The organism is Shewanella sp. ECSMB14101 (genome assembly GCF_000773485.1).
GTDB classification, from domain to species: Bacteria; Pseudomonadota; Gammaproteobacteria; order Enterobacterales; family Shewanellaceae; genus Shewanella; species Shewanella marisflavi.
The window spans coordinates 50,522-76,665 of record NZ_JSFF01000012.1 but is presented as its reverse complement, the minus strand read 5'-3'; the positions used below and the strand labels follow the sequence as shown (position 1 = coordinate 76,665).

Below are 26,144 nucleotides of genomic sequence, written 5' to 3'. Positions count from 1 at the left end.
CTTTCATTGAAAAAGCGCTGCATTTTCCTGTTTGCGCTGAGCCAATGTCTTAGCAATCGCAGACACTGTTGTTTTACTGATCCCTTGTTGCTTGGCAAGATAAGTAAATTGGCTGATGGCTTCTGCGACTTCTTCAATGACTTGCCTTGCATCATTCCAATTCGCAAAGCCAGCACTAGTAGCAAGTTTTTGCATCACCTTAAGCGATGGCGCTTTGCCATAACCGCCGAAAGCAGTGGCGTGTTCGTTGAATGGATGCGGGCTGTAGGTAACATCGTAAAAAGGGGCAGGATCCCATTGACCGTCATCCGCTTGCAAAAACGCCCAGTTTTTACTGTGGTCGTCTTGATTAGACGACAGCAGGTTAAAAACGGCACGGCGAAATTGCAGCTGCCCAGCAGCGGGGGATTTACACAACTGACGGCTGGCTTTGATCAAGTCAATATAATCTAAACTTGGCGTTCGAAAGTCTGCATCCAGCAGCCCGCAAGCGCTATGCATATGTAGGCGACCTGAACTGCGATTACCGCTTAAACGGGCCTGCTCCGTGACATAATCAAAACGCTTAAGCGCCAACCAGGCAGACGCACCGCTTGTAGTTGGTGCTTCAATGAGTTGCCAGACTGGTGGTTGGCACTTGGCAAGCACGGCCATTTGCAAATAAACCGCTTCACACAGCCCTTCTTCATGCCCGAGCGCGAGATTTTTCGAGGTAAATTTAATCAGCCAAGCCTCATCTCCAGGCTGAGCAAAGGTTCGACAATGCTGAGTTTCCCCTGCAGGCATATAAATCTGCGCCTTGGGCCTTGCTCCACCCGAACTACCACCGGCGACTAATGCGGCCAACACCTGTTGCGTATGCCCATCTAACTCATCGTGATTATCATCCATATAATCTGACATTGAAGCATCGAACAGCGTTTGTGCTTCTAAGCCCAAGGTTGCTAAATCAATGTCCGCGTATGTCGTGGCTGAAAACTCAGACACCGGAGCAAAAGACAGCGCTCCCATGCCTTTATCACCGACAAAGGCCAATCTATCCATCGCCGTTAATTGATTAGGTAGGATGCCCTTTTGCCGGAAAATACGATCTTGTAACAACATGCCCCAGCCATCGGGCAAACAATCTCCAAATACGCCATGTACTCCTTGGTGCGGCGCTTTAGGTGCGGCTTGAACTTGCCTATTCGCTTGCAAGGTAAACGGTGATAAATTGCCAAACTGCTGCAAATAGTCGTCAGCATACTGAAAAAAAACGCCTTGCCGATTCTGCGCCAAGACTCCAACAGAGATCTGCTCACCTGAGCTTAGCGTACGAGTAACATTAAGCTTCTGAATCGGTTTAAAACTCATCTTTTAGCACCTCATCAATACTCGTGGGTATAGCAGCGCGTTCTTTGCTAAGTTGCGTGAGCTGATAAAGCCTATCTAGCGAATCAAGTGTCTGCCATAGCAACAGCAATTGACGAAATGAAATTTGCCCGGTCAGCTCAAATTTCTTAATGGTGGCCGCAGGTACGCAGCTTCGCTCAGCCAATGCAGCGCGCGACAGCTTTGCCTGCTTGCGTAACTCACGTAAATAGGCCGCATAAGCTTGGCTTACATCGGTATCATCAAGTAAGGTAAAATTCATCCGCAAAGACCAAATGGATACAGTTATATCCATTATAGCGAAATAAAACAGAACTTGGACACTATAATATCCATCAGTGCGTAGAGTGTTGAAAAAATTACTCGATAAAGCCCTTCAAAACTGCTATTTTTAGACCCTAACAGCAGCATAAAAACGGCACTGTTTTTCCATTGCTAACCACTAAGATTTAGTAAAAGCCATAGGCAAGTGGTGGGCAGTTTGGTGGGCAAACAGGCATTTCTGAACGGTTTCTTCTCGGTAAATCATTGAGTTTGTTAGGTTCTATACCGCTACTCAATGAGCAGATCCAGAATGTGGAATAAACTCCTCACCCTTAGCAAAAAGCCTCAATTCTGAGGCTTTTTTCGTTTCTACATCAGCAATCTAAACGCTTAGTGACCATATAGAACGGAACAGTTCCCTGAAATTAAATGCGTAAAGTGAATAAATCTCCTAATGAACTCACGCAAATGCCTTTAGGCAGCAAGGCTTCCAAGGCAACTCCGGGCATGATAGAAAGTATCTCTCGGGCGAATGACTATATTCAGCCAGCATTCATTCCAATCAATGTATAACTAAGTCTCATGCCGACCATAGGCTAAACAGCGAAAATGGAGAACTCATGCCACAACGGAGTAAATGGCCACAACTACTAGTGATTATTATCGCGCTGGCCCTACTTATCCCCGGGCTCAGCCTGCCGATGCTTAGCCTTGATGGCCAGGCCGACAAATCCAAGTTTGCCAAGACCAGCATAGAGCTGATGACAGAAGACAGCGAAGTGCGTGGCCTACTTGGCTCAGTATCAGCCTTCCTCGGTTTTAATGAGCTTGAGGGTCAGGTGGAAATTTATCGCAAGCAGCGCAGTATTTTGGGGACGGTAGAAGATCTGATGCAGAGCGGTAACCTGCTGGTCGGCATCTTGATAGCCACCTTTTCGGTGATCATTCCTACCCTGAAACTGCTGGCGCAGGCCATTCTTGTTTTTGCTGAGGGTAACGCTGCCGCAAGGCTCACACGCCTTATCGATACCATAGGAAAATGGAGCATGGCCGATGTATTTGTGGTCGCCATCATTGTCAGCTACCTTGCCGGCAACGCCAAGGATCAAATGGGCGAATTGTTCATTATGCATGCCCAATTAGAGATCGGCTTCTGGTTCTTCACCGGCTATTGCCTGTTTGCCATCGCGTCCAACATGATGATGAGTAAACCAAAACAGCCGTCGACCTGAGGCTTAGCGTGCACAATATAAGCAAAGCCCCTAGTTGGTGTATCAACTCGGGGCTTTTTCGTTATAGGAAACTAGGCTAAACGCTTAATCCCCACATATCGAAGGTCTCCTGGCAAAGCTGCTCCCTGAAATCGGGATGGGCAATGTCGATCAGCGCTCTGGCTCGTTCACGCAGGGATTTTCCCCGCAAATTAGCCGCGCCATATTCGGTGACTATGTAATGCACATGGGCGCGAGTGGTGACCACGCCAGCCCCAGGAGAAAGTACAGTGGTGATCCGCGACACCTTGCCCCCCGCCGCAGTGCTGGGCAGTGCGATCACCGAGCGGCCACCTTCGGAAAGGCCTGCGCCGCGAATAAAGTCCATCTGACCACCAACCCCGGAATAGATACGGGTACCTAGGGAGTCGGCGCAGATCTGCCCCGAGATATCCACCTGTAGCGCCGAGTTAATGGCCATCACATTAGGGTTCTTACGAATGATCGAGGTATCGTTGACCTGCTCGATATCCATGAAGATCACCGAAGGATTATCGTCCACATAGTCATACAGGCGCTGACTGCCCAGAGCAAAGCCAGTGACCAGCTTACCCGGATGCACCTTCTTGCGGCTGTTATTAATCACGCCCAGCTCAACCAGATTCAATACGCCATCGGAAAACAGCTCGGTATGCACCCCAAGATCTTTATGATCCGTTAAACAAGACAATACGGCATCGGGAATGGCCCCTATGCCCATCTGCAGACAGTCACCGTCACGCACTAAACTGGCGACATGCATGCCAATGGCGAGGCTGGTCTCATCGCTGGCGGCAAGCGGATGTTGTGGTAGCGGCATGATCTGCTCAAATACGGCGGCAAATTTATCGTAATGAATGAAACCATCCCCATGGGTGCGCGGCATACAGGGGTTGATATGGGCGATGATCTTACCCGCTACCTGACAGGCGGCGAGCGTGGCCTCCACCGAGATCCCTAAGGAACAGATACCATGCTTATCGGGCGGCGATACCTGAACGATCGCCGTATCTATGGGCTGCTCACCCGAACGAAAGAGTTTTGGCACCTCGGAGAGAAAGATGGGCACATAATCGGCATCGCCCTGCTGCAACAACAAACGGGTCGGCAAGCCGCCAAAGAAACAGCGATGACGCAGGTGGCCTTTTAAGCGCGGGTCACTGAGAGATTCGGCGCACTCGGTATGCAGCTGCAACAAGGTAAGGTCTTGCCTAGTGAGGGCGTGCTCGGCCAAAGCATCGAGTAACAACTTGGGGGTGGCGCCCATGGAGTGAGTCCAGAGGGTCTCGCCGCTCTGGATCAGGGCGACGGCTTCTAATGCAGTATTACAGATAATGGGTGGCATCTATCTCACCTATAGTCGGAAAACTGTGTGCAGTGTACGAGCTAACTTAACGCTTTGATAGCAAAGTTATCAATGAGATCACCTTAAGTTGATCTTAAGCAAAAGTTACCAACAAGCGGCCACAAAAAAGGGGCCAAAAGCCCCTTTTTATCGACTCTAGGCTAGATAAGCCCTGAGCGTCGCTTGTTGCGCCAATAAGCTTTGATACAAGGTAAACTGATTAGCTGCCCGCTCAAGATTATGATTATCATGATGAATATGAAAATAAACATCGCCATTGAGGTGATCGGTTAAGAAGCGCACCCCAATCATCAGACAGATCACTCTGGCCCCTAACCACAGGCTTTGGCGCTCCTTGTCACTCAGCACCTCACCCAGCTCACTTAAATAACCCCGGCAGATGGCGGCAAAGATAGGCTCGCGCACTTCGACCTTGGGCAAGTTGGTGGAATCTTCTGCCTCTGGCGACGTAAAGGTACGTACCATGTCGCCAAAGTCGTACATCAGATGACCCTGCATACAGGTGTCGAGATCGATAATTGCCATACTGCTCATGTCGCGCTTATCAAACAGCATGTTATTGATCTTAGTGTCGTTATGGCAGACTCGCGGCGGCAGCTGCGCCTCGAGTTCGCTTAGCTCGTTCAGCAGCTCATCCTGTGACAGAGCAAAGTCGACCCACGCCTGACACTCGTTAAGGCGCCCTAGACTGTCTTTAGCCACCGCCTGTTGCAGCTGGGCGATACGCCCCGGCAGATGATGAAATTGAGGGATCACATCCTCAAGCTGGCTGGCATCGAGATCGCTTAAGGCGCGAGAGAAGTGACCAAATGCCTTGGCGGCAGATTCTGCCTGCGAGGCATCTTCAACCACCTCAAGGCTATGACTATAAGGTAGATATGAGATGGCGCGCCAAAAGCCCTGCTCACCTAAATCCAGCGCCAACTCATCTTGTAAGTTACCCACAGGAGCCACCACATTGAGGCGATACTCGCCATTGTCATGTTTCGATTGCAGATGCTGCGCGACTCTTTGTGCATTACGCACAAGCGCTAAGGGTTGAGTAAAAACGTCCGTATTGATGCGCTGCAGAACAAACTCCCCCTCGGGCCAGCGCACTAAAAAAGTATCATTGATATGACCATTGCCAAGCGGGCTCACTTTAGCCGAATCGGTTACGCCAAAGTGCGGCAGCACCTGCTGCCTAATAAAATCAATCACCCAGTAACTCCATTAATTTTTGTTTTACCCAATCAATATCTTGCGGATAGGTCACCCCTAACCAGGTATCCGAGGTTTGGCTCACGAATACCTGTTTAGCATTCGTCTTAGCACTCAAAGCAGCTTGCACCACGGCAGGGAGATAACACTCACTACCTGGCCTCTGCCCCTGCTGCACTATAAAAGCACTCAAGGCCTGGGCTAGGATCTCAAAGATCTCAGGGGTAAAACCCCAACAGGTCATAGAGGCCAAGGCATCGGGAGCCAAATTGGCTTGCAGTCCCTGATGCGAGCCCACCAGATTATCACCTTGCCAGGCAATATTCAGCCACTCTTCGACAGAAATCAGCAGATTATCCCGGGTAACGCAGATGCCGCGATTCACGCCGCCATGGTCAGATAATGTCTCTTTAAGGGGATAGGCCACCATCTGCCACTGACTTGGTCTTTGCTTAAATCCTTGCGCCAACAGGCTAAAGGCTCGGTCGCCATAGTAATCGTCGGCATTAATCACCGCCATGGGACCTGAGACAAGCTTGCGAGCGCTCCAGAGCGCATGAGCCGTGCCCCAAGGCTTAGTGCGATGCTTGCACTCTGCCACTATCTCGCGACAAACCGAAGGCAGATCGGTGAGCTGCTGCACACAATACCGCACCGTAAAATAACTGGGCAGATCCGCCAGCAGCGCCTGCAAGGGAGCAATCAGTGATGCTCTGGTAACGATCACCGCAGACGAAAACCCCGCCTTGATAGCACTGGCTATCGACAGCTGCAACATGGTTTCACCTTGGGGACCAAGCGCCGCCAACTGCTTATCGCCGCCAAAACGGCTCCCCAGCCCCGCCGCCATGATCACTAGGGTCAGAGATGGATAGTTATCATCCCCGCTGGACACAACATCTGTTAACTTCATCGACATCAAACCACACGAGACGAATAGCTCGCCTTAAGAAGAGATAACACAGGCGGCGCTATAACCGCCCGTGTCATGGTATTAGATCACAGGTAAGGCCTAAATGCCGCCTCTTTAGCCAGCGCCGCCTGACTGCCCTTGAGGCTAAACTCATAACCACATAGGGTCAGACTACCGCGCATGGCGATATCGTTAATGATGGCGGGAACATCTAAAGGTGAAAAACGGGCCTGGGTCGAGGAGTCAGCTAGCAAATGAACCTCCATCGGCCGATAACTCGCGCCATTGTTGAAGGTCAAATTTTGGCAACTACTATCGCCCTCGGCGCTGGCGAGCGACCAAATAATACCCGGCTCACCTCGCTCACCCAACCAGCTGAGCATCAGCACCTTGCCTTCGAGCTGCACCTTAAAGCCGTCTGGCATCGAAACCTGCTTAATGGCCGTCCTTGGTGCCTGGTCAACTGTGGCCTCAGGTTCAGCCTCGCTGATGACTTGCTCAGTGGTGTTATCACCGCTCAACCAGAAAAGACTGCCGAGCAGCAGTGACAGGCAACCAAACCCCAACAAGGCTGCTCGCGGGTGACGTTTTAATTTGGCAAGCAGATCATTCAAGATTGGCCTAACGCTATCGAGACCACGTGACAGCTTATCGTCACTCTGATAATGGTCATCGCTGGGGGATATCTCGTCCACCGCATCAAACGCAATACTCTCAAGTGGCGCCGAGCCCGCCAGCGTGGGCTCGACCCGGGGTCGACGCGTCTGACTATGCTGCTTAGGACCGCTGTAACCTAGGCTATCAAAAGCAGATAGTGCCTTAGGTTGAGGCCGAGAAACGATATAGCCGGCCGCCAACAAACTCAAAATGAGCGCCACCCAAGTTAGCCAAGTCTGCTCAGCCAATACTAGACTCACGCTAAACAGCAGTGGCCCAGGGAGCATAATCAATGCCTGCAAACTCAGCGCCTTAGGCAGGCGACGGGCGGCACTAAGGATATTCAAGGCCACCAGAGGGAGCGCAAACAACACCAAAATGCCATGGCCGGCAAACAGCAGTGAGAAAAGATAAATAAGACAGAGCGAGCCACAGGTGATGACAAGAAAACGTAAGCTGGTATCTACGCCCTGACGACAAAAAAAGGTGTTTAACAACATAAAAAATTCCACTTCACGGCTATCTCAGCAGAGAGTCTAAAGGATCTTGCCTTGGATGACGCTTAATTTTGGTTAATTTTCCCCGCCAGCCTAATGTCTGTCAAAGGAATCCCCGTTCAAACGGATCCCCATCAAGGCAGAAAAAAATAAGAAAGGTCAACAGACCCTAGCCTAAATTTACCTCTAGGCTGTATAATATCCGGCTACCTAAAACGATACAGCCTTTGGATAGCAAATACATGACCGCTCGCGGAAACCTCTTTATCATTTCAGCGCCCAGTGGCGCCGGCAAATCTTCACTTCTTAGCGCGATTTTGCGCGATAACCCAGCCGATATGAAGGTCTCTGTGTCACACACGACACGCCAACCCAGAGTGGGCGAAGTCGACGGCGAGCATTACCATTTTGTCACAGTCGACGAGTTCAAGGCGCTTATCGATAAACAGGCCTTCTTTGAGTGGGCCGAGGTATTTGGCAATTATTACGGCACTTCTCGCGAAGCCATTGAAGTCATGCTAGCGAAAGGTATCGATGTGTTTCTCGATATCGACTGGCAGGGCGCGCAGCAGGTCAAAAAGATGATGCCAGAAGCTGTCGGCGTATTTATCCTGCCGCCATCAAAAACGGAGCTTGAGCGTCGCCTTACCGGTCGCGGTCAGGACAGCGCAGAGGTGATCGCCGGACGTATGGCCCAGGCGACGTCGGAGATCTCTCACTACAACGAATACGACTTCATCATAGTCAACGATGATTTCGAGCAGGCACAAGTGGACTTAAAGGCAATTATTCGCAGCCAACGTCTCACTCGTGCTAGTCAAATTCATGCTCTAAATGATATGCTTAATGATCTGTTGGCAGACTAGCTGCCATAGTGTACAATTTTGCGTCATTTTTTCACCCATAAACACTGGAGTTTCAATACATGGCTCGCGTAACTGTAGAAGACGCCGTAAACCAAATCGGCAACCGTTTTGATATGATCCTGGTTGCAGCGCGTCGTGCTCGCCAAATCGCTGTGCAGGGCAAAGACCCTATGGTTGAAGAAGAGAACGACAAGCCAACGGTTATCGCCCTGCGCGAAATCGAACTTGGCCTGGTCACCGCCGACACATTGGATGCCGATGAGCGTCAAACTGTCCGCGAACGTGAAGCAGCCGAAATTGCTGCCGTTGCTGCCATCGCTGAAGGCCGTAACGCTATCTAAGGAGTGATGCCACTTGTATCTGTTTGAAGGTCTCAGGGAGTCTGCGTCCAGCTACTTAGAAGCGACGCAGGTTGAATTACTCAAGCAGGCCTATCAGGTAGCGCGAGATGCTCATGAAGGGCAGATGCGCACGAGTGGCGAACCTTACATTACCCATCCGGTTGCGGTTGCCCGCATCCTGGCCGATATGCGTCTCGACCATGAGACGCTGATGGCTGCCCTGCTGCATGACACCATAGAAGATACCCCTGTCACCAAAGAGGAGCTTTCCGAGCTGTTTGGTGAATCAGTGGGCGAGCTGGTCGAAGGCGTTTCTAAGCTGGACAAGCTGAAGTTCAGAGACAAGAAAGAAGCCCAGGCGGAAAACTTCCGCAAGATGATGATGGCCATGACCCAGGATATTCGGGTTATTCTCATCAAACTGGCCGACCGCACCCATAACATGCGCACCCTTGGCGCCCTGCGCCCCGACAAGCGTCGCCGCATCGCCCGGGAAACCCTGGAAATTTACGCCCCTATCGCCAATCGTCTGGGTATTCATAATATCAAGACAGAGCTGGAAGACTTAGGCTTCCAGGCGTACTACCCCATGCGCTATCGCGTACTTAAAGAGGTGGTCAAATCAGCCCGGGGCAACCGTAAAGAACTGATCCAGAATATCGAAGGCGCCATCAAGACACGTCTTGACGACACTGGCCTTCAGGGCACAGTCAAGGGCCGCGAGAAGAACCTCTATTCCATCTACAACAAGATGCGTAATAAGGAGCTGCAGTTCCAAGAGGTGATGGATATCTATGCGTTTAGGGTGATCGTCGACTCTATCGACACCTGCTATCGCGTCATGGGCGCCATGCATGGGCTCTATAAACCACGCCCAGGCCGCTTTAAAGATTATATCGCCATCCCTAAAGCCAACGGCTATCAGTCATTGCATACCTCACTGTTTGGTCCCCACGGCGTGCCCGTAGAGATTCAGATACGTACCGAGGATATGGATCAGATGGCCGACAAAGGGGTGGCGGCACACTGGCTCTACAAGGGCGCCGGTTCGGCCCAGCAAGGCACCACGACTCAGGTCCGCGCCCGTAAATGGATGCAGAGCCTGCTGGAGCTTCAACAAAGCGCCAGCACCTCCTTCGAATTTGTCGAAAACTTCAAGACAGAACTTTTCCCCGAAGAGATCTATGTCTTCACCCCAGAGGGACGCATCCTCGAGCTACCTGTGGGCGCCACCGCGGTGGATTTTGCCTATGAAGTTCATACCGATGTGGGTAACACCTGTGTCGGCGCGCGGGTTAACCGCCAGGCCTACCCTCTGAGTCAGCCACTTATTTCCGGCCAGACTATAGAGATCATCACCGCCAAGGGCGCACGACCTAATGCCGCCTGGCTTAACTTTGTGGTGACGGGTAAGGCACGTTCGAAAATCAGACAGCTGCTTAAGAGCCTCAAAGAAGATGATGCCGTACTGCTCGGCAAGCGTCTGCTCAACCATGCCTTAGGCGACATCAAGCTCAAGGATATTCCCCAGGAGCAGATCGATAAGGTGGTCAGCGAGACCAAGCACGCCACCCTCGATGCCCTGCTGGCCGATATCGGTCTGGGTAACGCCATGAGCATAGTGATCGCCCAGCGTCTTAAAGGCGATCGCGTCGAGCAACACGAGCATAAAGAATCCAACATGATGCCGATCCGCGGCGCCGAAGGCATGCTGGTCTCCTTCGCCAACTGTTGTCGCCCCATTCCCGGCGATGCGGTGATTGCCCACGTAAGCCCAGGTAAAGGGCTGGTAGTGCATATGGAGAGCTGCGCCAACATCCGTGGTTATCAGGGCGAGCCGGACAAGTATATCCCGGTACACTGGGATAACGCCGAGGGCGTTGAGTTCCAGGCCAACCTGCGGATCGAGATCGTCAACCACCAGGGCGCACTGGCGAAGATCACCTCTATCGTGGCCGCCGAAGGTTCAAATATCCACAACCTGAGCACCGAAGAGCGCGACGGCCGGGTATTCTTGATTAACTTACGGATATCGGTCACCGACCGGGTCCACTTAGCCAACGTGATGCGCCGTATCAGGGTACTACCGGAAGTACTGCGCACATCACGTAATCGTTAGTTCCACCATTATTAACCTAAGTAGAGAGAGCGTTATGGCAGAGAAGATCATCATTGCAACCGACAAGGCCCCACAGGCGATCGGCACCTATTCTCAAGCTGTTAAGGTTGGCAACACAGTCTATCTGTCTGGCCAGATCCCGCTAAATCCTGAAACCATGCAGATGGTCAGCGACGAGTTTGAAGCCCAGGTCGTACAGGTATTCGACAACCTGACTGCTGTGTGTGAAGCCGCCGGTGGTAGCCTGAAAGATATCGTTAAGCTGAACATCTTCATGACAGACTTGGCTAACTTCGCCACAGTGAACGAGATCATGGGTCGCTACTTCGAGCAGCCTTATCCTGCCCGCGCCGCCATTGGCGTCAAGCAGCTGCCAAAAGACTCGCTGGTTGAGATGGATGGCGTGATGGAGCTGTAAGCTCTAAGTTGACACCAGAGGGCGCTGCGGCGCCCTTTGTTCTTGATAAACATTACAAACGAAACATCATGAGTCCAGAACGCTTCGCCCGCATCAACCAGATGCTAGACAACCGCCAGACCGACCTCACCCTGTGTTTGGACAAGGTACACAAGACTAACAATATCGCCGCGGTGATCCGCACCGCCGACGCCGTGGGCATACATCAAATTCACGCCGTTTGGCCCGATATCGAGATGCGCGTTTCAGGCAACACCGCCTCGGGCAGCCAGCAGTGGGTCAAGACCATCAAGCATTATCATATGGATGAGGCTGCGGCACAGTTCAAGGCGGCAGGCATGCAGATCCTGGCCACCAACTTCTCAGAAACCGCTGTAGATTTTCGCGAAATAGACTATACCAAGCCGACTGTTGTGATCATGGGCAATGAGCGCGACGGCGTCAGCGACGAAGGCTTGGCCATTGCCGACCAGCAGATCATCATCCCGATGATCGGCATGGTGCAATCGCTCAATGTGTCGGTGGCCTCAGCCTTGATCATGTATGAAGCCCAGCGCCAGCGCGCCCAGGCAGGCATGTATGGCAAGCGCACCTTAGATGACGCCTACTGCCAGACCATGCTGTTCGAACAGGGACATCCCATCTACGCCAAGGCCTGTCGACGCAAGAAGATCCCCTATCCCGCCATCGACGAAAAGGGGCAGATCGTCGCCGACGAAACCTGGTGGCAGCGAATGCGCGCACCGGATCCCGAGGCCGAGCTAGAAGGCTAACACCAGCACGCCTATCACCCCATACTCTCTAAGACTATGACAATTGGCCTTTTATTCCGGCAAAACAATTGTCATAGATCACATTCTTCGCCATACTCAAAGACGCGCATAAAAAGTGGCCAGGCGCTCTCATTGCAGACATCAGTGCCCGCTCAATAATGGGGGTTGTTGAGTATCGCAGTGGCAAAAGCCAAGCGAACCAAGTTGCGTCTCCTTTAACACTAAGAATAAATATGGAATGGCAAGATGGACTCACTATTCAAATCACCGGTCGACATGTTGCACCACTGGGTTGAGCAATATGGCGATAACACCTACCTGAAACAACCCATAAACGGCCAATATGTCAATTTCAGCTGGCGTGAAGTACAGCAGAAGATGCAGCAGATCGCCGGCGCACTGCGCCACCTCGGCTTAGTGCCAGGCGACAAGGTCGCGGTTTTATCGAAAAACTGCGCCGAATGGTTTATTACCGATCTCGCCTTAATGCTTGGTGGCTACATCAGCGTGCCCATCTATCCCACCGCCAATGCCGATACCATACGTTACGTGCTGGAGCACAGCGAATCTAAGGCGATCTTTATCGGTAAGCTGGATTACTGGGCCGATCAGGAAGCCGGTGTCGGCGGCGACATACTGCGTCTCGCCATGCCATACGATACTATGCCAGCTCAATACCAATGGGACACTCTGCTGAAGATGGGCCAGCCCTTGACTGATGTCGAGGCACCAACGCCCGAGCAGATCATGACCATCATCTACACCTCGGGCTCGACCGGTAAACCTAAAGGGGCGATTCAGACCTTCGCCAGTTATGATTGGACCTGCCGCGCCGTGGTGCGTGACCTCAAAACTGATGGCAACGATAGACTGCTCTCCTATCTGCCGCTGGCCCACATTACCGAACGCGTTGCCATCGAAGGCTCTTCCTTCTATTCAGGCAGCAGCGTTGCTTTTGTCGAGAGTCTCGACAGCTTTGTCGCTGACGTGCAACGAGCCAAGCCAACCGTCTTCTTCTCTGTGCCGCGTCTGTGGAGCCTGTTCCAGAAAAATATTATCGACAAGATTGGCTACACCAAACTCAATCTACTACTCAAGATCCCCTTTATCAGCTCGCTGGTGAAAAAGAAGATCCGTCAAGGGCTAGGGCTGGAACATTGCCACCTGTTAGGCTCAGGTTCGGCACCAATCCCTCCTTCGCTGATCGCCTGGTACCACAAGATTGGCCTAAATATCTGTGAAGCCTGGGGCATGACAGAAAACAGCGCCTACTCCATCATCAACCACCCCTTCGACGCCAGCAAGATTGGCACAGTCGGACGTGCGGTAGAGGGTTGTAGTGTCAAGCAAAGCGAAAGTGGAGAGTTACTGGTTAAGAGTCCAGGCTTGATGACTGGTTACTACAAACAACCGGAGGTCACTCAGGCCAGCTTCGACCAAGAGGGTTATTTCCATACTGGCGATCTGTGCTCAATCGACGCCGACGGCTGTGTCACTATCACGGGCCGCGTCAAAGACAACTTCAAGACAGCCAAAGGCAAGTATGTTGCGCCTGTGCCTATCGAGCGTAAGCTGGCGCAAGACCCCCATGTGGAGCTGATCTGCATCATAGGCTCTGGCCTGCCTCATCCGGTAGCGCTAGTTCAGCTCTCAGAAGGAGCCTCACTGCAGCCGAAAGAGGAGGTGCGAGCCTCACTCAAGGCGACCTTAGATAGTGTTAACCCTCATCTGGAGTCCCACGAAACCGTCGATGCTATCATAGTGGTCACCGAGGCTTGGGATGTAGACAACGATGTGCTAACACCTACCTTGAAGATCAAACGCCATGTGCTGGAGCAGAGATACAGCGCCAAGGTCGATGGACAGCGCGGCGCTATTGTGCGCTGGGAAGATGAGCTGTAATCGCAAACTTACACTCGTCTGACATAAAAACACGCCATCAGGCGTGTTTTTTATTGCCCGGTATAGGATGAGATAAACAAAATTTAATAGCGTCCCCCTAAATTCTTGTTGCCTAAATTTCAACAATCACTATGCTTGCCTCCCCCCATATTTGAGAGTTAATCATGTTTACCCCGCTAGCCCTTATTGCTGGTCTGCTCATCCTCATTCTCGGCGCCGAATCTTTAGTTCGTGGTGCCAGTGCCCTCGCCCTCAGACTCGGTGTCACGCCGCTAGTCATAGGCCTGACCATAGTCGCCTTTGGTACCAGTACCCCAGAGTTGGCCGTCAGCCTTAAATCGGCCATCGCTGGCAATGCAGATATCGCCCTGGGCAATGTGGTGGGATCGAATATCGCCAATATAGGTCTCATCCTCGGACTCACGGCATTGGTGCGTCCGGTAGGGGTACAGTCGCAGATGGTGAAGCGGGATATTCCCCTAATGCTGTTTTCGACTCTGCTATTTTGTGGACTGCTAAGCGATGGTGGACTGAGTCGTCTCGATGGTGCCCTCCTGGCTTCTATGCTTGTCGCCTTTCTGGCCATGAGTTATCTGTTTGATAAACAGCAGGCAACCAAGGTCGAAGAAACAAGCCGTCCCCTTCCGCCCTTACTGTCAATGCTCTTAGTCGCCCTGGGGATCGGCATGCTGGTCGGTGGCGGCGCCCTATTTGTCGACGGCGCCGTTGCGCTGGCTACACAGCTGGGAATGAGTGAACTGCTTATCGGTCTCACCATTGTGGCCATAGGCACCAGCATGCCAGAACTTATCACCTCAGTTGTGGCAGCCAGACGTGGTGAGAGTGATATCGCCATCGGCAACCTGGTCGGCTCAAATCTGTTTAACCTGCTTGGCATCTTAGGCATCACTGCACTCATCCAGCCCATAAACGCTAGCGTACCTGCGATGGATCTGCTGGTGATGGTAACACTGGCACTGCTGCTTCTGCCCCTGGCCTGGAGCGGCCTGCGCATCGGTCGGCGCGAAGGGGCATTGCTGCTGCTCTGCTATCTTATCTACTTGAGCTACCTGATCCTCTCCGCCCAATCTGTATAAGACGGCATTGCGACTCACCGATAAGAGATGACATTTGTCACCCCTTATCGGTGACATCTGTGCCTGCAAAAAGGCTGGCTGTAAGGCCACTTGCATTTAGGCCAGCATGCTTTTCCCCCCGCAAGCTTGGCGCAAGATTGCGTTCATACAGAACTCTGATAGTATATGTATATATTTACAGTGATCGACTCAGATACTGTTTAAATAGAACGTTAAATCAAATGGGTATAAAGCGTGGATAGACTCGATCTCATGGCGGTGACAGAGTTAACAGGCGTTGCTGCTAAGATGGCGCAGCGGCTGGAGAAGCTCGGCATCAAAACGGTTCAGGATCTGCTGTTTCACCTACCGCTACGTTATGAAGACCGTACCCAGATCTATCCTATCGCCGCCCTCTATCCCGGTAGCTACGGCACCATAGAAGCCGTGATCCAATCGACCCAGATAGTCCAAGGCCGCAAGCGTATGCTCACCTGCACGGTGCGGGATGACTCGGGTACCCTAACGCTACGCTTCTTTAATTTTTCGGCCGCCATGCGCAACGGCCTCGAAGAGGGTGCGCGCATTCGCGCCTATGGTGAAGTGCGCCGAGGCAAACTTCATCGAGAGATCATTCATCCGGAATACAAGCTACTCCATGACGGCAGCGAACCGAGTCTGAGTGAAACCTTAACCCCTATCTATCCGACCACCGAAGGACTTAAACAAGCCAGCTGGATCAAATTAACCGACCAGGCGCTTGCCCTGTTGGCCCATGGCGCGCTAAAGGAGTTGCTGCCACCCCAGTTACAACCCAATCAGCTTTCGTTAGTCGATGCGCTGCAGCTACTGCACAGACCCCCGAGCGATGTCAGTCCCTTTGCGTTAGAGCAAGGTACCCATCCGGCGCAGCAGCGCCTTATTCAAGAGGAGCTGCTGGCCCACAACCTCAGCATGTTGCAGCTCAGGCAACGTAGCAATCAAGATTCGGCCCAGGCGATGCATCCTACCGGGCAACTGCTCAATCCTTTTTTGGCCTCGCTGCCCTTCAAACCCACGGGTGCTCAGCAGCGAGTCGTCACAGAGATCACAGCCGATCTAGCCCAACACCATCCCATGATGCGCTTAGTGCAAGGCGATGTGGGCTCGGGCAAGACACTGGTGGCGGCTCTTGCAGCGCTGCAAGCCATTGAGAGTGGCTATCAGGTGGCCATGATGGCGCCAACCGAACTGCTCGCCGAGCAGCATGCCAATAACTTTGCTGCCTGGTTTGGGCCTCTAGGGTTAACGGTTGGTTGGCTGGCTGGCAAACTCAAGGGCAAGGCGCGTACCCAATCGCTGGAACAGATCAAGAGCGGCGAGGCCCATATCGTCATCGGTACCCATGCCATCTTTCAGCAACAGGTCGAGTTCAACCGCCTGGCACTGATCATCATCGACGAACAGCACAGATTCGGGGTACATCAACGTCTAGGGCTGAGAGAGAAAGGAATTAGCCAGGGCTTTCATCCCCATCAGCTGATCATGACCGCCACCCCTATACCGCGCACTCTGGCGATGACGGCCTATGCGGATCTGGACACCTCTATCATCGACGAGCTACCACCAGGGCGGACACCAGTCACCACGGTCGCCATCTCAGACAACCGCCGCAGTGAGGTGATCGATCGCGTGCGCCAGGCCGCACTAGAGGGCGGGCGTCAGGCCTATTGGGTCTGCACCCTGATCGAAGAATCCGAGGTACTCGAATGTCAGGCGGCAGAAGATACCGCCGAAGAACTAAAGCAAATATTGCCAGAACTTGCCATTGGTCTAGTGCATGGCCGCATGAAACCCGCTGAGAAACAGGCTGTCATGGACGCCTTTAAGACGGGCACCATTCAGCTTCTGGTCGCCACAACTGTGATTGAAGTTGGGGTCGATGTGCCCAATGCCAGCCTGATGATCATCGAAAATCCTGAACGTCTGGGACTGGCGCAGCTGCATCAGCTGCGAGGACGTGTCGGACGTGGCGCCGTGGCCAGCCACTGCGTGTTGCTCTATAAGGCGCCCTTGTCGCATACCGCCACCCAACGCCTTGGCGTACTCAGAGACAGCAACGATGGCTTTGTGATCGCCCAGAAAGATCTGGAAATTCGTGGCCCGGGTGAAGTCCTGGGCACCAAGCAGACGGGAATTGCCGAAATGAAGATCGCCGATCTGGTCAGGGATCAGGCCCTCATCCCCCACATTCAGAAATTAGCCCAACATGTGATGCAGCAGGTACCGGAAAATGTTGACGCCATAGTGCTGCGCTGGTTAGGGGAGCGCCAGCAATACGTGCAGGCTTGACTAGGGCCTGCCAGCAATTAAATATTTTTTATTTCACTGGCCACCCCTAGACAAGCCCGGTGAATTTTGCAGAATGGAGTAAGGCCTCTGTGGTCACAGGGCCAATCCAGCCACAATTCAAGGAAATCTCATGCAAGTCAGTCAAGAAGATAGAATTGCCCCACAGACATCGCGCAATGGAATTAATGCGCTCAGTATTGCAGTGGTGATCATTGTGCTCATGCTCGCCGGCGGCGCCTATTACTTCCTCGGCAGTGACGAACCTCAGCCTGAGCCAGAGATACCTGCGCCCATAACCCTGCCCGAGCCAGAACCGGAGCAGCCCCTAGTGACAGACGCCGCCTTGCCTGAGCCTGACATTATCGAACCAGAAGTGGAAGACCCCATCCCTGAGTCCCCAAGCGACACAGAAGAGCCGTTGCCAACATTGGCACAGAGCGATGAGTATATTGTTGATAAGACGGTCGAAGTCGCCAATGGCATGAAGATTGAGCCCATCTTGGTTGAAAAAGATATCGTCAGACACTTTGTGGTATTTGTTGATAATCTGGCCCAAGGCGAATTGGCGCGTAAGGTCAGCCCGCTCAAGGCGCCCAACAGCAAGTTTACCGTCTCCGAGGTCACCAATAAGACCTATCTCAATCCTGATAGCTATCATAGATACGATCTCTACGCGAACTTCGTGGACAATCTGGATGAACAGCAGCTCTTCGCCACCTACAACAAGGTAAAACCGCTACTGGGCGAGGCATTTGAAGAGTTAGGTTATCCAGACATGAATTTCGATGACCGCATGATAGAGGCGATCGACGTCATGCTCTCAGCCCCCGTTATCGAGGCGCCCATAGAGCTAGACAGCGTCAGCGTTAACTACAAGTTTGTCGACCCTGCACTTGAAGGCTTGCCCAATGCACAGAAGTTGATGATTCGCATGGGCCCAGAGAACAGCAAGAAGGTCAAAGCCGCCCTGCGTAAGCTCAAGAAGCAGCTAAAACAGTCATAACAGACCTGTCGCCCGATCCTGATCGGGCGACATTTTCCCGGCAACCACGCCGCGATCCCACGCCATTATCTCTCAACAATCACATATTTATGTAAACCTTGAATAGGTGTACAATAGCCGCCCCACAAATTTACCTTGTGGCTTAGTTTCTGGTTATGGAAAACATCAGCAAGATGCTGTATTTAGAGGCAAAGTAGTGCGGTTACACTTTCATATACACTCAGCGGGTGCCTGGTCTCCCCATTACCAGCAACTGGACGACTGGCAGCGGTGGCCCTCTATTGCCAACGAGACAGAAACGTCAGCGCAGACTATACCGGCTCTCAAGCAAGTACCCGCCATGCAAAGGCGTCGCTTTAGCAAGCTCACTAAGATGCTGTTAGAGGTTGCCTTTCAGTGCGAGGCGCCGTCTCAGTGCCGCACCATATTTGCCTCGCGCCATGGTGAACTTAATCGCACTGTGAATCTGCTGCAGGACATAGTGCGTCAGCAACCTATCTCACCCATAGGATTTAGTCAGTCGGTGCACAATACCGCCAGCGGTATCTTCAGCATTCTGACCGATAACCGCTCACCATCGACATCGATCGCCGCCAGTGAAAATACCTTGTCCCAGGCGATAATTGAGGCATACGGCCAACTGGCCGAAGATAACAGTCCACTTTTATTGGTCTTTGGCGATGAGCCGGTATCAGACATCTATAAAGAGTTTACCCAAGAGCCTGAGCTCCCCATCGCCCTCGCCTTACAACTCTCTCTGGCCGCGCCAGAGCAAAAAGGTCTGACGCTGACGCTGGATACGGCCCCCTCAGCGACCGACTTGGCTGCGGTTCCGGAGATCGGTTTTGGCCAACTACTACATGCCATTGCCAGCTTACAGCCACTCCAAGGCCATCTTAACCAATACCTTTACCGGATAAACCATGACTAGCCAGGTCGTTGCCAAACGCCTGACCGGCATCGCCTATATCCCCCGTTGGCTAGGCGGTGTAAGCTGCTATATCGCCTTTGGCCTAGGCGGCTTACTCAGTTCGCTCACTATACTGCCGGTACTGAGATTATGGCCCGGCACACAAGCGGCACGCGTCGCCAGAGTGCAACGGGCTGTACACCTGATGTTTCGTGGCTTCGTACATATGCTCACCTGGGCGGGCGTGATTCGGGTAACCACCCAAGATCTTCATCGATTGCAACAGGCCAAGGGCAAGGTGATCATTGCCAATCATCCCACCCTAGTGGATGTGGTGGTGCTAATAAGCTTAATGCCCAATGTTGGCTGTATCGTCAAACAGGGGCTGTGGCGCAATCCGTTTATGCGGGGCGTGGTTTCTTGTGCCGGGTATATCCCCAACCGCGGCGCCGATCTGCTGCTCAATGACTGTAGTCAGGTACTGGCCCAAGGCACTAATATGATTATCTTTCCCGAAGGCACCCGCACCCGCAAAGGAGAGATAATTAACGATTTTGCCCGTGGTGCCGCCAATATTGCACTACGCACTAACACAGACCTGATCCCTGTTGTATTAAGGACCAATGCCGTTGGACTGACTAAGCAGGAATCCTGGTATCAGATACCTCGCCAAACCATAGGCATGAATGTCGAAGTAGGCGAAACTATTGAACATATCAGGTATCATGCTCAAGCTGGCGGTGATGCCAAAATGGCGCGGCAATTGACGCGGGATCTCGAAGAATATTATAAACAACAACTTGATATTAATTATGAGCTTACAAAACGAAATTAAACAACTCATCATAGATTGCCTCGATCTAGAAGATGTCAGCATCGACGATATTGAAACCGATGCCCCCCTCTTTGGCGACGGTTTAGGGCTAGATTCTATCGATGCGCTTGAGCTGGGCTTGGCAATTAAGAAACAGTTCGATGTCAAAATCGAAGCCAACTCAGAAGCCACCAAGGCTCACTTCTATAGCGTTGCCAGTCTGGCAAGCTTTATCGAATCTCAACGCGGTTAGGAGGCAGCATGCAAAATCGTGAACAAATTCTACAGATGCTGACTCAGATCCTGGTCGATGAGTTTGAAATCGATGCCGACGATATCGCGCCAGAGGCCTCACTGTACCAAGATCTTGATCTGGACAGCATAGACGCGGTCGATCTGGTCATTAAACTGCAACAACTCACGGGTAAGAAGATTCAACCCGACGAGTTTAAAGCCGTTCGCACCGTCAACGATGTCGTGACGGCTATCGAAGGGCTAGTGAAGCAGTAATGCGTCTGTTTCTGCAATTAGTCACTGGCCTGGTGCTGCTGGGGTACCCCCTCGCCGTCTACTTTGGCCTAAACTATTTGCCGCCGGGCGTGATTGCGCTCGCCCTCTGTAGCCTGCTGTTATTGCGACTGGCACTGCAGAGACAGCAGGTGAGAGCCATGATGTTGCCCATCATAGTGGGCATTTTTCTGACCGCCGGAAGTTACCTGGCAAAACAGAACGCTTGGCTACTCTACTATCCTGTAGTGATCAACCTGAGCATGCTGGCGCTGTTTGCCTACTCGCTCAACCACGGCCCTACCATGATAGAGCGCCTTGCCAGACTCAAGGAGCCAGACCTGCCCGAGGAAGCGATTCCTTATCTGCGTAAGGTCACCATGCTGTGGTGCGGCCTGTTTATCTTTAACGGTGCCATGGCGCTGTACACGGCTAGCGCCACCAGCCTAGCCACTTGGACACTCTATAATGGATTTATTGCCTACCTGCTGATTGGTTTGCTACTCGGCGGAGAATGGCTATATCGAACATTCTGGTTAAAAAAGTCATGACAGCCCTACTCAAACATTGGCTCAAACACGGCCCTGCGAGTCAGCAGCTAATAAGCTTCAATCACCACGATATAGTGAACGGTGCCGCTTTTACCGCTCAGGTCGCAGCAGTCTTTGAGAGCCTTAGCCAACATCAAACCAAACGCTGGTTGCTGGCCTGTGACAGCAGCGACCTCTTCGCGGTGGGCCTCTGCGCCGGGCTCTTAGCAGGTAAACAGCTCATCTTACCGGCCAATACCCAGAGTGGCACCCTGAGCGAACTCGCTCTGGAATTTGACGGCGTGCTGTCAGACCATCCTCTGTACGAGGTCAAAGACCATATCGCCCTGAGTAAGGATCTGAAGCATGCTGGCCCCTGGCCAGTCAGTCAGGGTTTTGGCGAATTGATCTTGTTTACCTCGGGCTCTAGCGGTCAACCCAAGGCGATCACTAAGACACTTGATCAGCTCGATGCCGAAGTCACTGTGCTAGAACAGACTTTTGCCAATCACCTGCCCCAGTGCAGTGTGATCTCAACAGTCTCTCATCAGCATATCTATGGTCTGCTGTTTAAGGTGCTTTGGCCACTAGCCGCCAGCCGCCCTTTTCTAAGCGATCTGGTGGAATACCCCGAAACCTTAACTTATTACGCCAACCTGTTTCCTAATCTCTGCCTGATCAGCAGCCCGGCGCAGTTGTCACGCCTGCCCGATGCCCTAGACCATCAGCCACAGATGCGCGCGCCTAGCCTTATCTTCAGCTCTGGTGGCCCCTTGAGCCTGGAAGCTGCTAATGCCATTGCCCACTGTTACGGAAAACCGCCCATCGAGGTCTTTGGCAGCACAGAAACCGGTGGTATCGCCTATCGGCGCCAGCACGCTCACCAGCAAAACTGGAGAGCCTTTGCCAGTCACGAGATAAAACAAGATCCCCAAGATGGTGCACTCTGGTTAAAATCCCCCTATCTACCAGACAACGATTGGCTCAAATGTGACGACAAGATAGAGCTACTCAGCTCCAATGAATTTGCGCTGCAGGGTCGTCTGGATCGCATCGTCAAGATAGAGGAGAAACGTCTGTCACTCGTGCAGATGGAAGCCCTGCTGGAGAGTCATCCACTGGTCGAGCAAGCCGCCTTAGCCGTATTGGAACAACCCAGGGTAATACTTGGCGCAGCCATAATGCTGTCAAGCGAGGGCAAACAACTGCTGGAAGCTCAAGGCAAGTTGGCGGTCAATAATGCCCTCAAGCAACATCTTCTCAGTCAGTTTGAACGTGTCACCCTGCCAAGGCGCTGGCGCTATCCTGATGCCTTGCCAATAAACACTCAGGGTAAGCGTATTCACGCCGAACTGTTAGAATTGTTTAATCATGATTAAGTCAAGTTTACCCCCCATTATCAGCAAACAGGTGCTGGAAGATGGCGTCGAGTGGCAACTGCGCATCGACGCCGAACTGCCCTACTTTAACGGCCATTTTCCCGAGCAAGCCGTGCTACCCGGGGTGACGCAACTGGATTGGGCAGTGCAGCTGGGCGCGGCCGAATTTGGCTATCGTCCCGAGGTGCAGACCCTTGAGGTGCTCAAGTTTCAACAGTTGATCTTGCCGGGCAGCCAAGTCCGTCTCAAGATCAGCCTCAACCGTGCTAAACATAAGCTGACCTTCGCCTACTTTCAGGACGATCAGCGCTACGGTTCAGGCCGTATTTGCCTTGCCCCGCTGCAAAGCAACCAGGAGGCTTGCTGATGCAACTGGCGTTAGTCATTCCAAACTACAACCATCGCCAGGCGATTAAGGCAACGCTCGCGCGCCTGGAGCCTCTGGGAATGACCTGCTACCTGGTCAACGATGGCAGCGATGACGAAACCCGCCACCTCTTGTGCCAATTGGCGGCGCAATACGACTGGGTACGATTGTTACATCACCCGTTCAATCGTGGCAAAGGCGCGGCGGTAATGACGGGGCTTAGGACGGCTTACGCCGATGGTTTTAGCCATGCGCTGCAGGTGGACGCCGACGGTCAACACGACCTCAACGATATTCCTAAGATGATCGAAACGGCACAGGCTCAACCCCAGGCGCTGATCTCCGGACTGCCTCAATATGACGAATCCGTTCCCAAGGGACGCCTCTATGGGCGCTACCTCACCCACTTCTGGGTCTGGGTTGAAACCCTGAGTCTGGAGATCCAAGACTCAATGTGCGGCTTTCGCGTTTACCCCTTAGCCGCCACCGAACAACTGTTTCTCAGTGAACAACTGGGCGAGCGGATGGATTTCGACATCGAGGTGTTGGTCAAGCTCTACTGGCAAGGCGTTGAGGTCAAACACCTGCCGACACGGGTGATCTACCCCGAAGATGGCACCAGCCACTTTCAAGGGGTCAAGGACAATGTGCGTATCTCCGTTATGCACACTAAGCTTTTCTTCGGTATGCTCAAGCGTGCCCCTAAGCTGCTACGCCATAAACGCCGCCAACCACAGAAGGTGCAACATTGGTCGCGCATCGGCGAGCGAGGCAGCTACTGGGGGATCAAGTTGCTGGCCGAGAGCTACAAACTGGGCGGCCATTGGTTATGCCGCGCCATCATGTATCCGGTGATCTGCTACTTCTTTGCCACTGGCTCTGCGGCGCGCCGTGCTAGCCAGGGGTTCTTACGTCAGGTACAAACGCTAGAACCCAAACATCCCGACCTTCAGGGCGAAATTGGCTGGCGCCATAGCCTGAAACACTTTTTCGCCTTCGGTAACGCAGCGCTGGATCGTATCGATGCCTGGTGCGATCGCATCAAGCTCAGCCAGGTCGATTTTCCCGACCGCGAACTATTGGCTAAGCCACTGGCACAGGGCCAGGGCGCCGTACTGCTGGTCTCTCACCTGGGGAATCTGGAGCTATGCCGCGCCATCTCAATTCACCAGCGCAAGGTGAAGGTCAATGTGATGGTGCTGACCCAGAACGCCGAGAACTTCAATCGGGTGCTGAAACAACTCAACCCAGATAGCGCCCTTAACCTTATCCAGGTCACCGAACTGGGCCCTAGCACCTCTATGTTGCTACAGCAAAAGATAGAGCAGGGAGAACTTGTGGTGATCGCTGGCGATCGTACTTCCACCAGCAGCGAAGGCCGGGTGCTCTATGCTCCTTTCATGGGCAAAGAGGCCCCCTTCCCCCAAGGCCCGTTTATTCTGGCCAGCCTGCTGGACTGCCCTGTCTACCTGATGTTCTGCCTCAGAGAAAATGGCCGCTACCGTGTCCATGTAGAACACTTTGCCGACACACTCAAGGGGCCGCGCGCCGGCCGCATGGAACGATTACAACAGGCGGTAAACCGTTACGCCGAGCGACTGGAACACTATGCCCGCCGTGCACCGCTGCAATGGTTTAATTTTTTTGATTTTTGGCGCAAGGATGATGAACTCCTGCGCGAGGCCAAGCCTCAAACGCTCAACAGGACAGAGAAATAGATGACACAGACAACCCATAACCCTGCATCCAGCGCCCAGGTCAAGTTTGGCCAACGTAACCTCTCCCTCGAGGAGGTCGTTGCCATTGCCAAAGGTGCTCAGGCCAAGCTCGATGACAGCGCCGACTATCAGGAGTATATCCAAAAGGGGGCTCGCTTTATCGATAGCCTGCTGGCCGAAGAGGGCGTGGTCTATGGGGTAACAACAGGCTATGGCGACTCCTGCACAGTCACAGTTGGATTAGACTTGGTCCATGAGCTACCACTGCATCTGTCACGTTTTCACGGCTGCGGCCTGGGTAATATTCTCAGTGTCACCCAAGCCAGGGCCGTGATGGCCTGTCGCCTCAGCTCTCTTGCAGTCGGTAAGTCCGGGGTCAGTTATGAGCTGCTTCAACGCATCGAAACTCTGCTAAATCTTGGCATCACCCCGGTGATCCCCGAAGAGGGCTCGGTTGGCGCCAGTGGCGATCTCACGCCGCTATCCTATCTGGCTGCGGTACTGATTGGTGAGCGCGAAGTGTTTTACCAATGTGAGCGTCGCGACACTGCTGAGGTTTACCGCGAGCTCAATATCACGCCGCTGACCCTGCGCCCCAAAGAGGGCCTCGCCTTGATGAACGGCACAGCCGTGATGACGGCGCTAGCCTGTCTAGCCTACGACAGAGCCCAATATCTCAATCGCCTGGCCAGTCGTATCACCGCCATGGCGTCATTGACCCTCAAGGGTAACTCGAACCATTTCGACGATATCCTGTTTGCGGCCAAGCCTCATCCTGGCCAGAACCAGATTGCCGCCTGGATACGTGACGATCTTAATCACCATGAGCATCCTCGTAACTCAGACAGATTACAGGACAGATACTCGATCCGCTGCGCGCCGCACATCATAGGGGTGCTGCAAGATGCCCTGCCCTTTATGCGTCAGTTTATCGAGACCGAGCTCAATAGCGCCAACGACAACCCTATCGTCGATGGTGAGGGTGAACACGTGCTCCACGGCGGTCACTTCTATGGCGGCCATATCGCCTTCGTGATGGACTCGATGAAGAACGCCATCGCCAATATCGCCGACCTTATCGACCGTCAGATGGCACTGGTGATGGACCCTAAATTTAATAACGGCCTGCCCGCCAACCTCTCGGGCGCTCAGGGTAACCGTAAAGCGATCAACCACGGCTTCAAGGCGGTGCAAATCGGCGTCTCGGCCTGGACCGCCGAGGCACTTAAAAACACTATGCCTGCCAGCGTCTTCTCTCGCTCCACCGAATGTCACAACCAGGACAAGGTGAGCATGGGCACTATCGCCGCCCGCGACTGTATGCGTGTGTTGCAGCTTACCGAACAGGTCGCCGCAGCCGCACTGTTAGCCATGACCCAAGGCATTCATCTGCGCATCGCCCAGGGCGAATTGTGTCACGCCTCGCTGGCCACCTCAGTGGCCAAGACCCTAGATCAGGTCAGCGCCGACTTTGAGCTACTCACCGAAGACAGACCACTGGAAAGCGTGCTCAGACAGACGGTGGACAAGATCCAGCAGGGACAGTGGGAAGTGTGTCACTAGGAGGTATCA

At 53.0% G+C, this 26,144-nt stretch carries 25 protein-coding genes; 19 read left to right on the top strand and 6 right to left on the bottom strand.

Going from position 1 to position 26,144, the window contains the following annotated elements; translation table 11 throughout:
• Positions 1-3 precede the first annotated feature (3 nt).
• On the bottom strand, positions 4-1,353 hold the full coding sequence (locus NY07_RS10670) for a type II toxin-antitoxin system HipA family toxin (RefSeq protein WP_033539339.1): 1,350 nt from the start codon (positions 1,351-1,353) through the stop codon (positions 4-6).
• Positions 1,343-1,633, bottom strand: a complete 291-nt coding sequence (locus NY07_RS10665; protein ID WP_001011876.1) for a helix-turn-helix domain-containing protein — start codon at positions 1,631-1,633, stop codon at positions 1,343-1,345. The genes NY07_RS10670 and NY07_RS10665 overlap by 11 nt, the downstream gene beginning before the upstream one ends.
• A 622-nt stretch (positions 1,634-2,255) precedes the next feature.
• Here NY07_RS10665 and NY07_RS10660 point away from each other — a divergent pair.
• On the top strand, positions 2,256-2,867 hold the full coding sequence (locus NY07_RS10660) for a paraquat-inducible protein A (protein WP_033539338.1): 612 nt from the start codon (positions 2,256-2,258) through the stop codon (positions 2,865-2,867).
• A 76-nt stretch (positions 2,868-2,943) separates the two neighbouring features.
• On the opposite strand, the gene NY07_RS10655 is transcribed toward NY07_RS10660, so the two are convergent.
• The 4 genes from NY07_RS10655 to NY07_RS10640 all read right to left on the bottom strand — a co-directional run bounded on the left by NY07_RS10655 (position 2,944) and on the right by NY07_RS10640 (position 7,521).
• Positions 2,944-4,230 (bottom strand): acetyl-CoA hydrolase/transferase family protein, encoded by a 1,287-nt coding sequence (locus NY07_RS10655; RefSeq protein WP_033539337.1) that lies wholly within the window; start codon positions 4,228-4,230, stop codon positions 2,944-2,946.
• Positions 4,231-4,386: 156 nt separating this feature from the next.
• On the bottom strand, positions 4,387-5,451 hold the full coding sequence (locus tag NY07_RS10650; protein ID WP_033539336.1) for a phosphotransferase enzyme family protein: 1,065 nt from the start codon (positions 5,449-5,451) through the stop codon (positions 4,387-4,389).
• Positions 5,444-6,370 carry a nucleotidyltransferase family protein gene (locus tag NY07_RS10645; protein WP_081953817.1) on the bottom strand — a complete coding sequence of 309 codons (927 nt, stop codon included), beginning with the start codon at positions 6,368-6,370 and terminating at the stop codon, positions 5,444-5,446. Before NY07_RS10645 ends, NY07_RS10650 begins: the two co-directional genes overlap by 8 nt.
• A gap of 80 nt (positions 6,371-6,450) precedes the next feature.
• Complete coding sequence (locus NY07_RS10640; RefSeq protein ID WP_033539335.1) at positions 6,451-7,521, bottom strand: hypothetical protein; 1,071 nt, start codon at positions 7,519-7,521, stop codon at positions 6,451-6,453.
• Positions 7,522-7,760: 239 nt separating this feature from the next.
• On the opposite strand from NY07_RS10640, the gene gmk reads away from it, so the two are divergent.
• The 18 genes from gmk to NY07_RS10550 all read left to right on the top strand — a co-directional run bounded on the left by gmk (position 7,761) and on the right by NY07_RS10550 (position 26,135).
• Positions 7,761-8,384: a guanylate kinase gene (gene gmk / locus NY07_RS10635; protein WP_033539334.1), complete on the top strand. Its 624-nt coding sequence runs from the start codon at positions 7,761-7,763 to the stop codon at positions 8,382-8,384.
• Between the two features lie 59 nt (positions 8,385-8,443).
• On the top strand, positions 8,444-8,725 hold the full coding sequence (gene rpoZ, locus NY07_RS10630; protein ID WP_012275521.1) for a DNA-directed RNA polymerase subunit omega: 282 nt from the start codon (positions 8,444-8,446) through the stop codon (positions 8,723-8,725).
• Between the two features lie 13 nt (positions 8,726-8,738).
• Positions 8,739-10,844 (top strand): bifunctional GTP diphosphokinase/guanosine-3',5'-bis pyrophosphate 3'-pyrophosphohydrolase, encoded by a 2,106-nt coding sequence (gene spoT / locus NY07_RS10625; RefSeq protein WP_033539333.1) that lies wholly within the window; start codon positions 8,739-8,741, stop codon positions 10,842-10,844.
• Positions 10,845-10,878: 34 nt separating this feature from the next.
• Complete coding sequence (locus NY07_RS10620; protein ID WP_033539332.1) at positions 10,879-11,262, top strand: RidA family protein; 384 nt, start codon at positions 10,879-10,881, stop codon at positions 11,260-11,262.
• A gap of 68 nt (positions 11,263-11,330) precedes the next feature.
• Positions 11,331-12,035: a tRNA (guanosine(18)-2'-O)-methyltransferase TrmH gene (gene trmH / locus NY07_RS10615; protein ID WP_033539402.1), complete on the top strand. Its 705-nt coding sequence runs from the start codon at positions 11,331-11,333 to the stop codon at positions 12,033-12,035.
• 246 nt (positions 12,036-12,281) lie between these two features.
• Positions 12,282-13,937: an AMP-binding protein gene (locus NY07_RS10610; protein ID WP_033539331.1), complete on the top strand. Its 1,656-nt coding sequence runs from the start codon at positions 12,282-12,284 to the stop codon at positions 13,935-13,937.
• A gap of 164 nt (positions 13,938-14,101) precedes the next feature.
• Complete coding sequence (locus tag NY07_RS10605) at positions 14,102-15,034, top strand: calcium/sodium antiporter (protein WP_033539330.1); 933 nt, start codon at positions 14,102-14,104, stop codon at positions 15,032-15,034.
• Positions 15,035-15,268: 234 nt separating this feature from the next.
• Complete coding sequence (gene recG, locus NY07_RS10600) at positions 15,269-17,344, top strand: ATP-dependent DNA helicase RecG (protein WP_033539329.1); 2,076 nt, start codon at positions 15,269-15,271, stop codon at positions 17,342-17,344.
• A 130-nt stretch (positions 17,345-17,474) separates the two neighbouring features.
• The gene (locus tag NY07_RS10595; protein WP_033539328.1) at positions 17,475-18,347 is read left to right on the top strand and encodes a DUF3014 domain-containing protein; all 873 of its coding nucleotides are present in this window, start codon (positions 17,475-17,477) and stop codon (positions 18,345-18,347) included.
• A 196-nt stretch (positions 18,348-18,543) separates the two neighbouring features.
• The gene (locus NY07_RS10590; protein WP_033539327.1) at positions 18,544-19,278 is read left to right on the top strand and encodes a beta-ketoacyl synthase chain length factor; all 735 of its coding nucleotides are present in this window, start codon (positions 18,544-18,546) and stop codon (positions 19,276-19,278) included.
• The gene (locus NY07_RS10585) at positions 19,271-20,092 is read left to right on the top strand and encodes a lysophospholipid acyltransferase family protein (protein ID WP_033539326.1); all 822 of its coding nucleotides are present in this window, start codon (positions 19,271-19,273) and stop codon (positions 20,090-20,092) included. Before NY07_RS10590 ends, NY07_RS10585 begins: the two co-directional genes overlap by 8 nt.
• Positions 20,070-20,324, top strand: a complete 255-nt coding sequence (locus NY07_RS10580) for a phosphopantetheine-binding protein (protein WP_033539325.1) — start codon at positions 20,070-20,072, stop codon at positions 20,322-20,324. Before NY07_RS10585 ends, NY07_RS10580 begins: the two co-directional genes overlap by 23 nt.
• Positions 20,325-20,332: 8 nt before the next feature.
• Entirely contained in the window at positions 20,333-20,581 is a 249-nt protein-coding gene (locus NY07_RS10575) for an acyl carrier protein (protein WP_033539324.1), read from the top strand.
• Positions 20,581-21,129, top strand: a complete 549-nt coding sequence (locus tag NY07_RS10570; RefSeq protein WP_033539323.1) for a hypothetical protein — start codon at positions 20,581-20,583, stop codon at positions 21,127-21,129. Before NY07_RS10575 ends, NY07_RS10570 begins: the two co-directional genes overlap by 1 nt.
• Positions 21,126-22,487, top strand: a complete 1,362-nt coding sequence (locus NY07_RS10565; RefSeq protein WP_033539322.1) for an AMP-binding protein — start codon at positions 21,126-21,128, stop codon at positions 22,485-22,487. The genes NY07_RS10570 and NY07_RS10565 overlap by 4 nt, the downstream gene beginning before the upstream one ends.
• A complete protein-coding gene (locus NY07_RS10560; RefSeq protein WP_033539321.1) occupies positions 22,480-22,854 on the top strand; it encodes a 3-hydroxyacyl-ACP dehydratase FabZ family protein in 375 nt (124 codons plus the stop codon). The genes NY07_RS10565 and NY07_RS10560 overlap by 8 nt, the downstream gene beginning before the upstream one ends.
• The gene (locus NY07_RS10555) at positions 22,854-24,572 is read left to right on the top strand and encodes a glycosyltransferase family 2 protein (protein WP_033539320.1); all 1,719 of its coding nucleotides are present in this window, start codon (positions 22,854-22,856) and stop codon (positions 24,570-24,572) included. Before NY07_RS10560 ends, NY07_RS10555 begins: the two co-directional genes overlap by 1 nt.
• Positions 24,573-26,135, top strand: a complete 1,563-nt coding sequence (locus NY07_RS10550; RefSeq protein ID WP_033539319.1) for an HAL/PAL/TAL family ammonia-lyase — start codon at positions 24,573-24,575, stop codon at positions 26,133-26,135.
• Positions 26,136-26,144: the final 9 nt, after the last annotated feature.

Excerpts from the sequence above, each read along its gene's own strand:
- NY07_RS10670 (WP_033539339.1), bottom strand. The coding sequence starts at position 1,353 with ATGAGTTTTAAACCGATTCAGAAGCTTAATGTTACTCGTACGCTAAGC.
- NY07_RS10665 (WP_001011876.1), bottom strand. The coding sequence starts at position 1,633 with ATGAATTTTACCTTACTTGATGATACCGATGTAAGCCAAGCTTATGCG.
- NY07_RS10660 (WP_033539338.1), top strand. The coding sequence starts at position 2,256 with ATGCCACAACGGAGTAAATGGCCACAACTACTAGTGATTATTATCGCG.
- NY07_RS10655 (WP_033539337.1), bottom strand. The coding sequence starts at position 4,230 with ATGCCACCCATTATCTGTAATACTGCATTAGAAGCCGTCGCCCTGATC.
- NY07_RS10645 (WP_081953817.1), bottom strand. The coding sequence starts at position 6,370 with ATGTCGATGAAGTTAACAGATGTTGTGTCCAGCGGGGATGATAACTAT.
- NY07_RS10640 (WP_033539335.1), bottom strand. The coding sequence starts at position 7,521 with ATGTTGTTAAACACCTTTTTTTGTCGTCAGGGCGTAGATACCAGCTTA.
- gmk (WP_033539334.1), top strand. The coding sequence starts at position 7,761 with ATGACCGCTCGCGGAAACCTCTTTATCATTTCAGCGCCCAGTGGCGCC.
- rpoZ (WP_012275521.1), top strand. The coding sequence starts at position 8,444 with ATGGCTCGCGTAACTGTAGAAGACGCCGTAAACCAAATCGGCAACCGT.
- NY07_RS10620 (WP_033539332.1), top strand. The coding sequence starts at position 10,879 with ATGGCAGAGAAGATCATCATTGCAACCGACAAGGCCCCACAGGCGATC.
- trmH (WP_033539402.1), top strand. The coding sequence starts at position 11,331 with ATGAGTCCAGAACGCTTCGCCCGCATCAACCAGATGCTAGACAACCGC.
- NY07_RS10610 (WP_033539331.1), top strand. The coding sequence starts at position 12,282 with ATGGACTCACTATTCAAATCACCGGTCGACATGTTGCACCACTGGGTT.
- NY07_RS10605 (WP_033539330.1), top strand. The coding sequence starts at position 14,102 with ATGTTTACCCCGCTAGCCCTTATTGCTGGTCTGCTCATCCTCATTCTC.
- NY07_RS10595 (WP_033539328.1), top strand. The coding sequence starts at position 17,475 with ATGCAAGTCAGTCAAGAAGATAGAATTGCCCCACAGACATCGCGCAAT.
- NY07_RS10585 (WP_033539326.1), top strand. The coding sequence starts at position 19,271 with ATGACTAGCCAGGTCGTTGCCAAACGCCTGACCGGCATCGCCTATATC.
- NY07_RS10580 (WP_033539325.1), top strand. The coding sequence starts at position 20,070 with ATGAGCTTACAAAACGAAATTAAACAACTCATCATAGATTGCCTCGAT.
- NY07_RS10575 (WP_033539324.1), top strand. The coding sequence starts at position 20,333 with ATGCAAAATCGTGAACAAATTCTACAGATGCTGACTCAGATCCTGGTC.
- NY07_RS10570 (WP_033539323.1), top strand. The coding sequence starts at position 20,581 with ATGCGTCTGTTTCTGCAATTAGTCACTGGCCTGGTGCTGCTGGGGTAC.
- NY07_RS10565 (WP_033539322.1), top strand. The coding sequence starts at position 21,126 with ATGACAGCCCTACTCAAACATTGGCTCAAACACGGCCCTGCGAGTCAG.
- NY07_RS10560 (WP_033539321.1), top strand. The coding sequence starts at position 22,480 with ATGATTAAGTCAAGTTTACCCCCCATTATCAGCAAACAGGTGCTGGAA.
- NY07_RS10555 (WP_033539320.1), top strand. The coding sequence starts at position 22,854 with ATGCAACTGGCGTTAGTCATTCCAAACTACAACCATCGCCAGGCGATT.
- NY07_RS10550 (WP_033539319.1), top strand. The coding sequence starts at position 24,573 with ATGACACAGACAACCCATAACCCTGCATCCAGCGCCCAGGTCAAGTTT.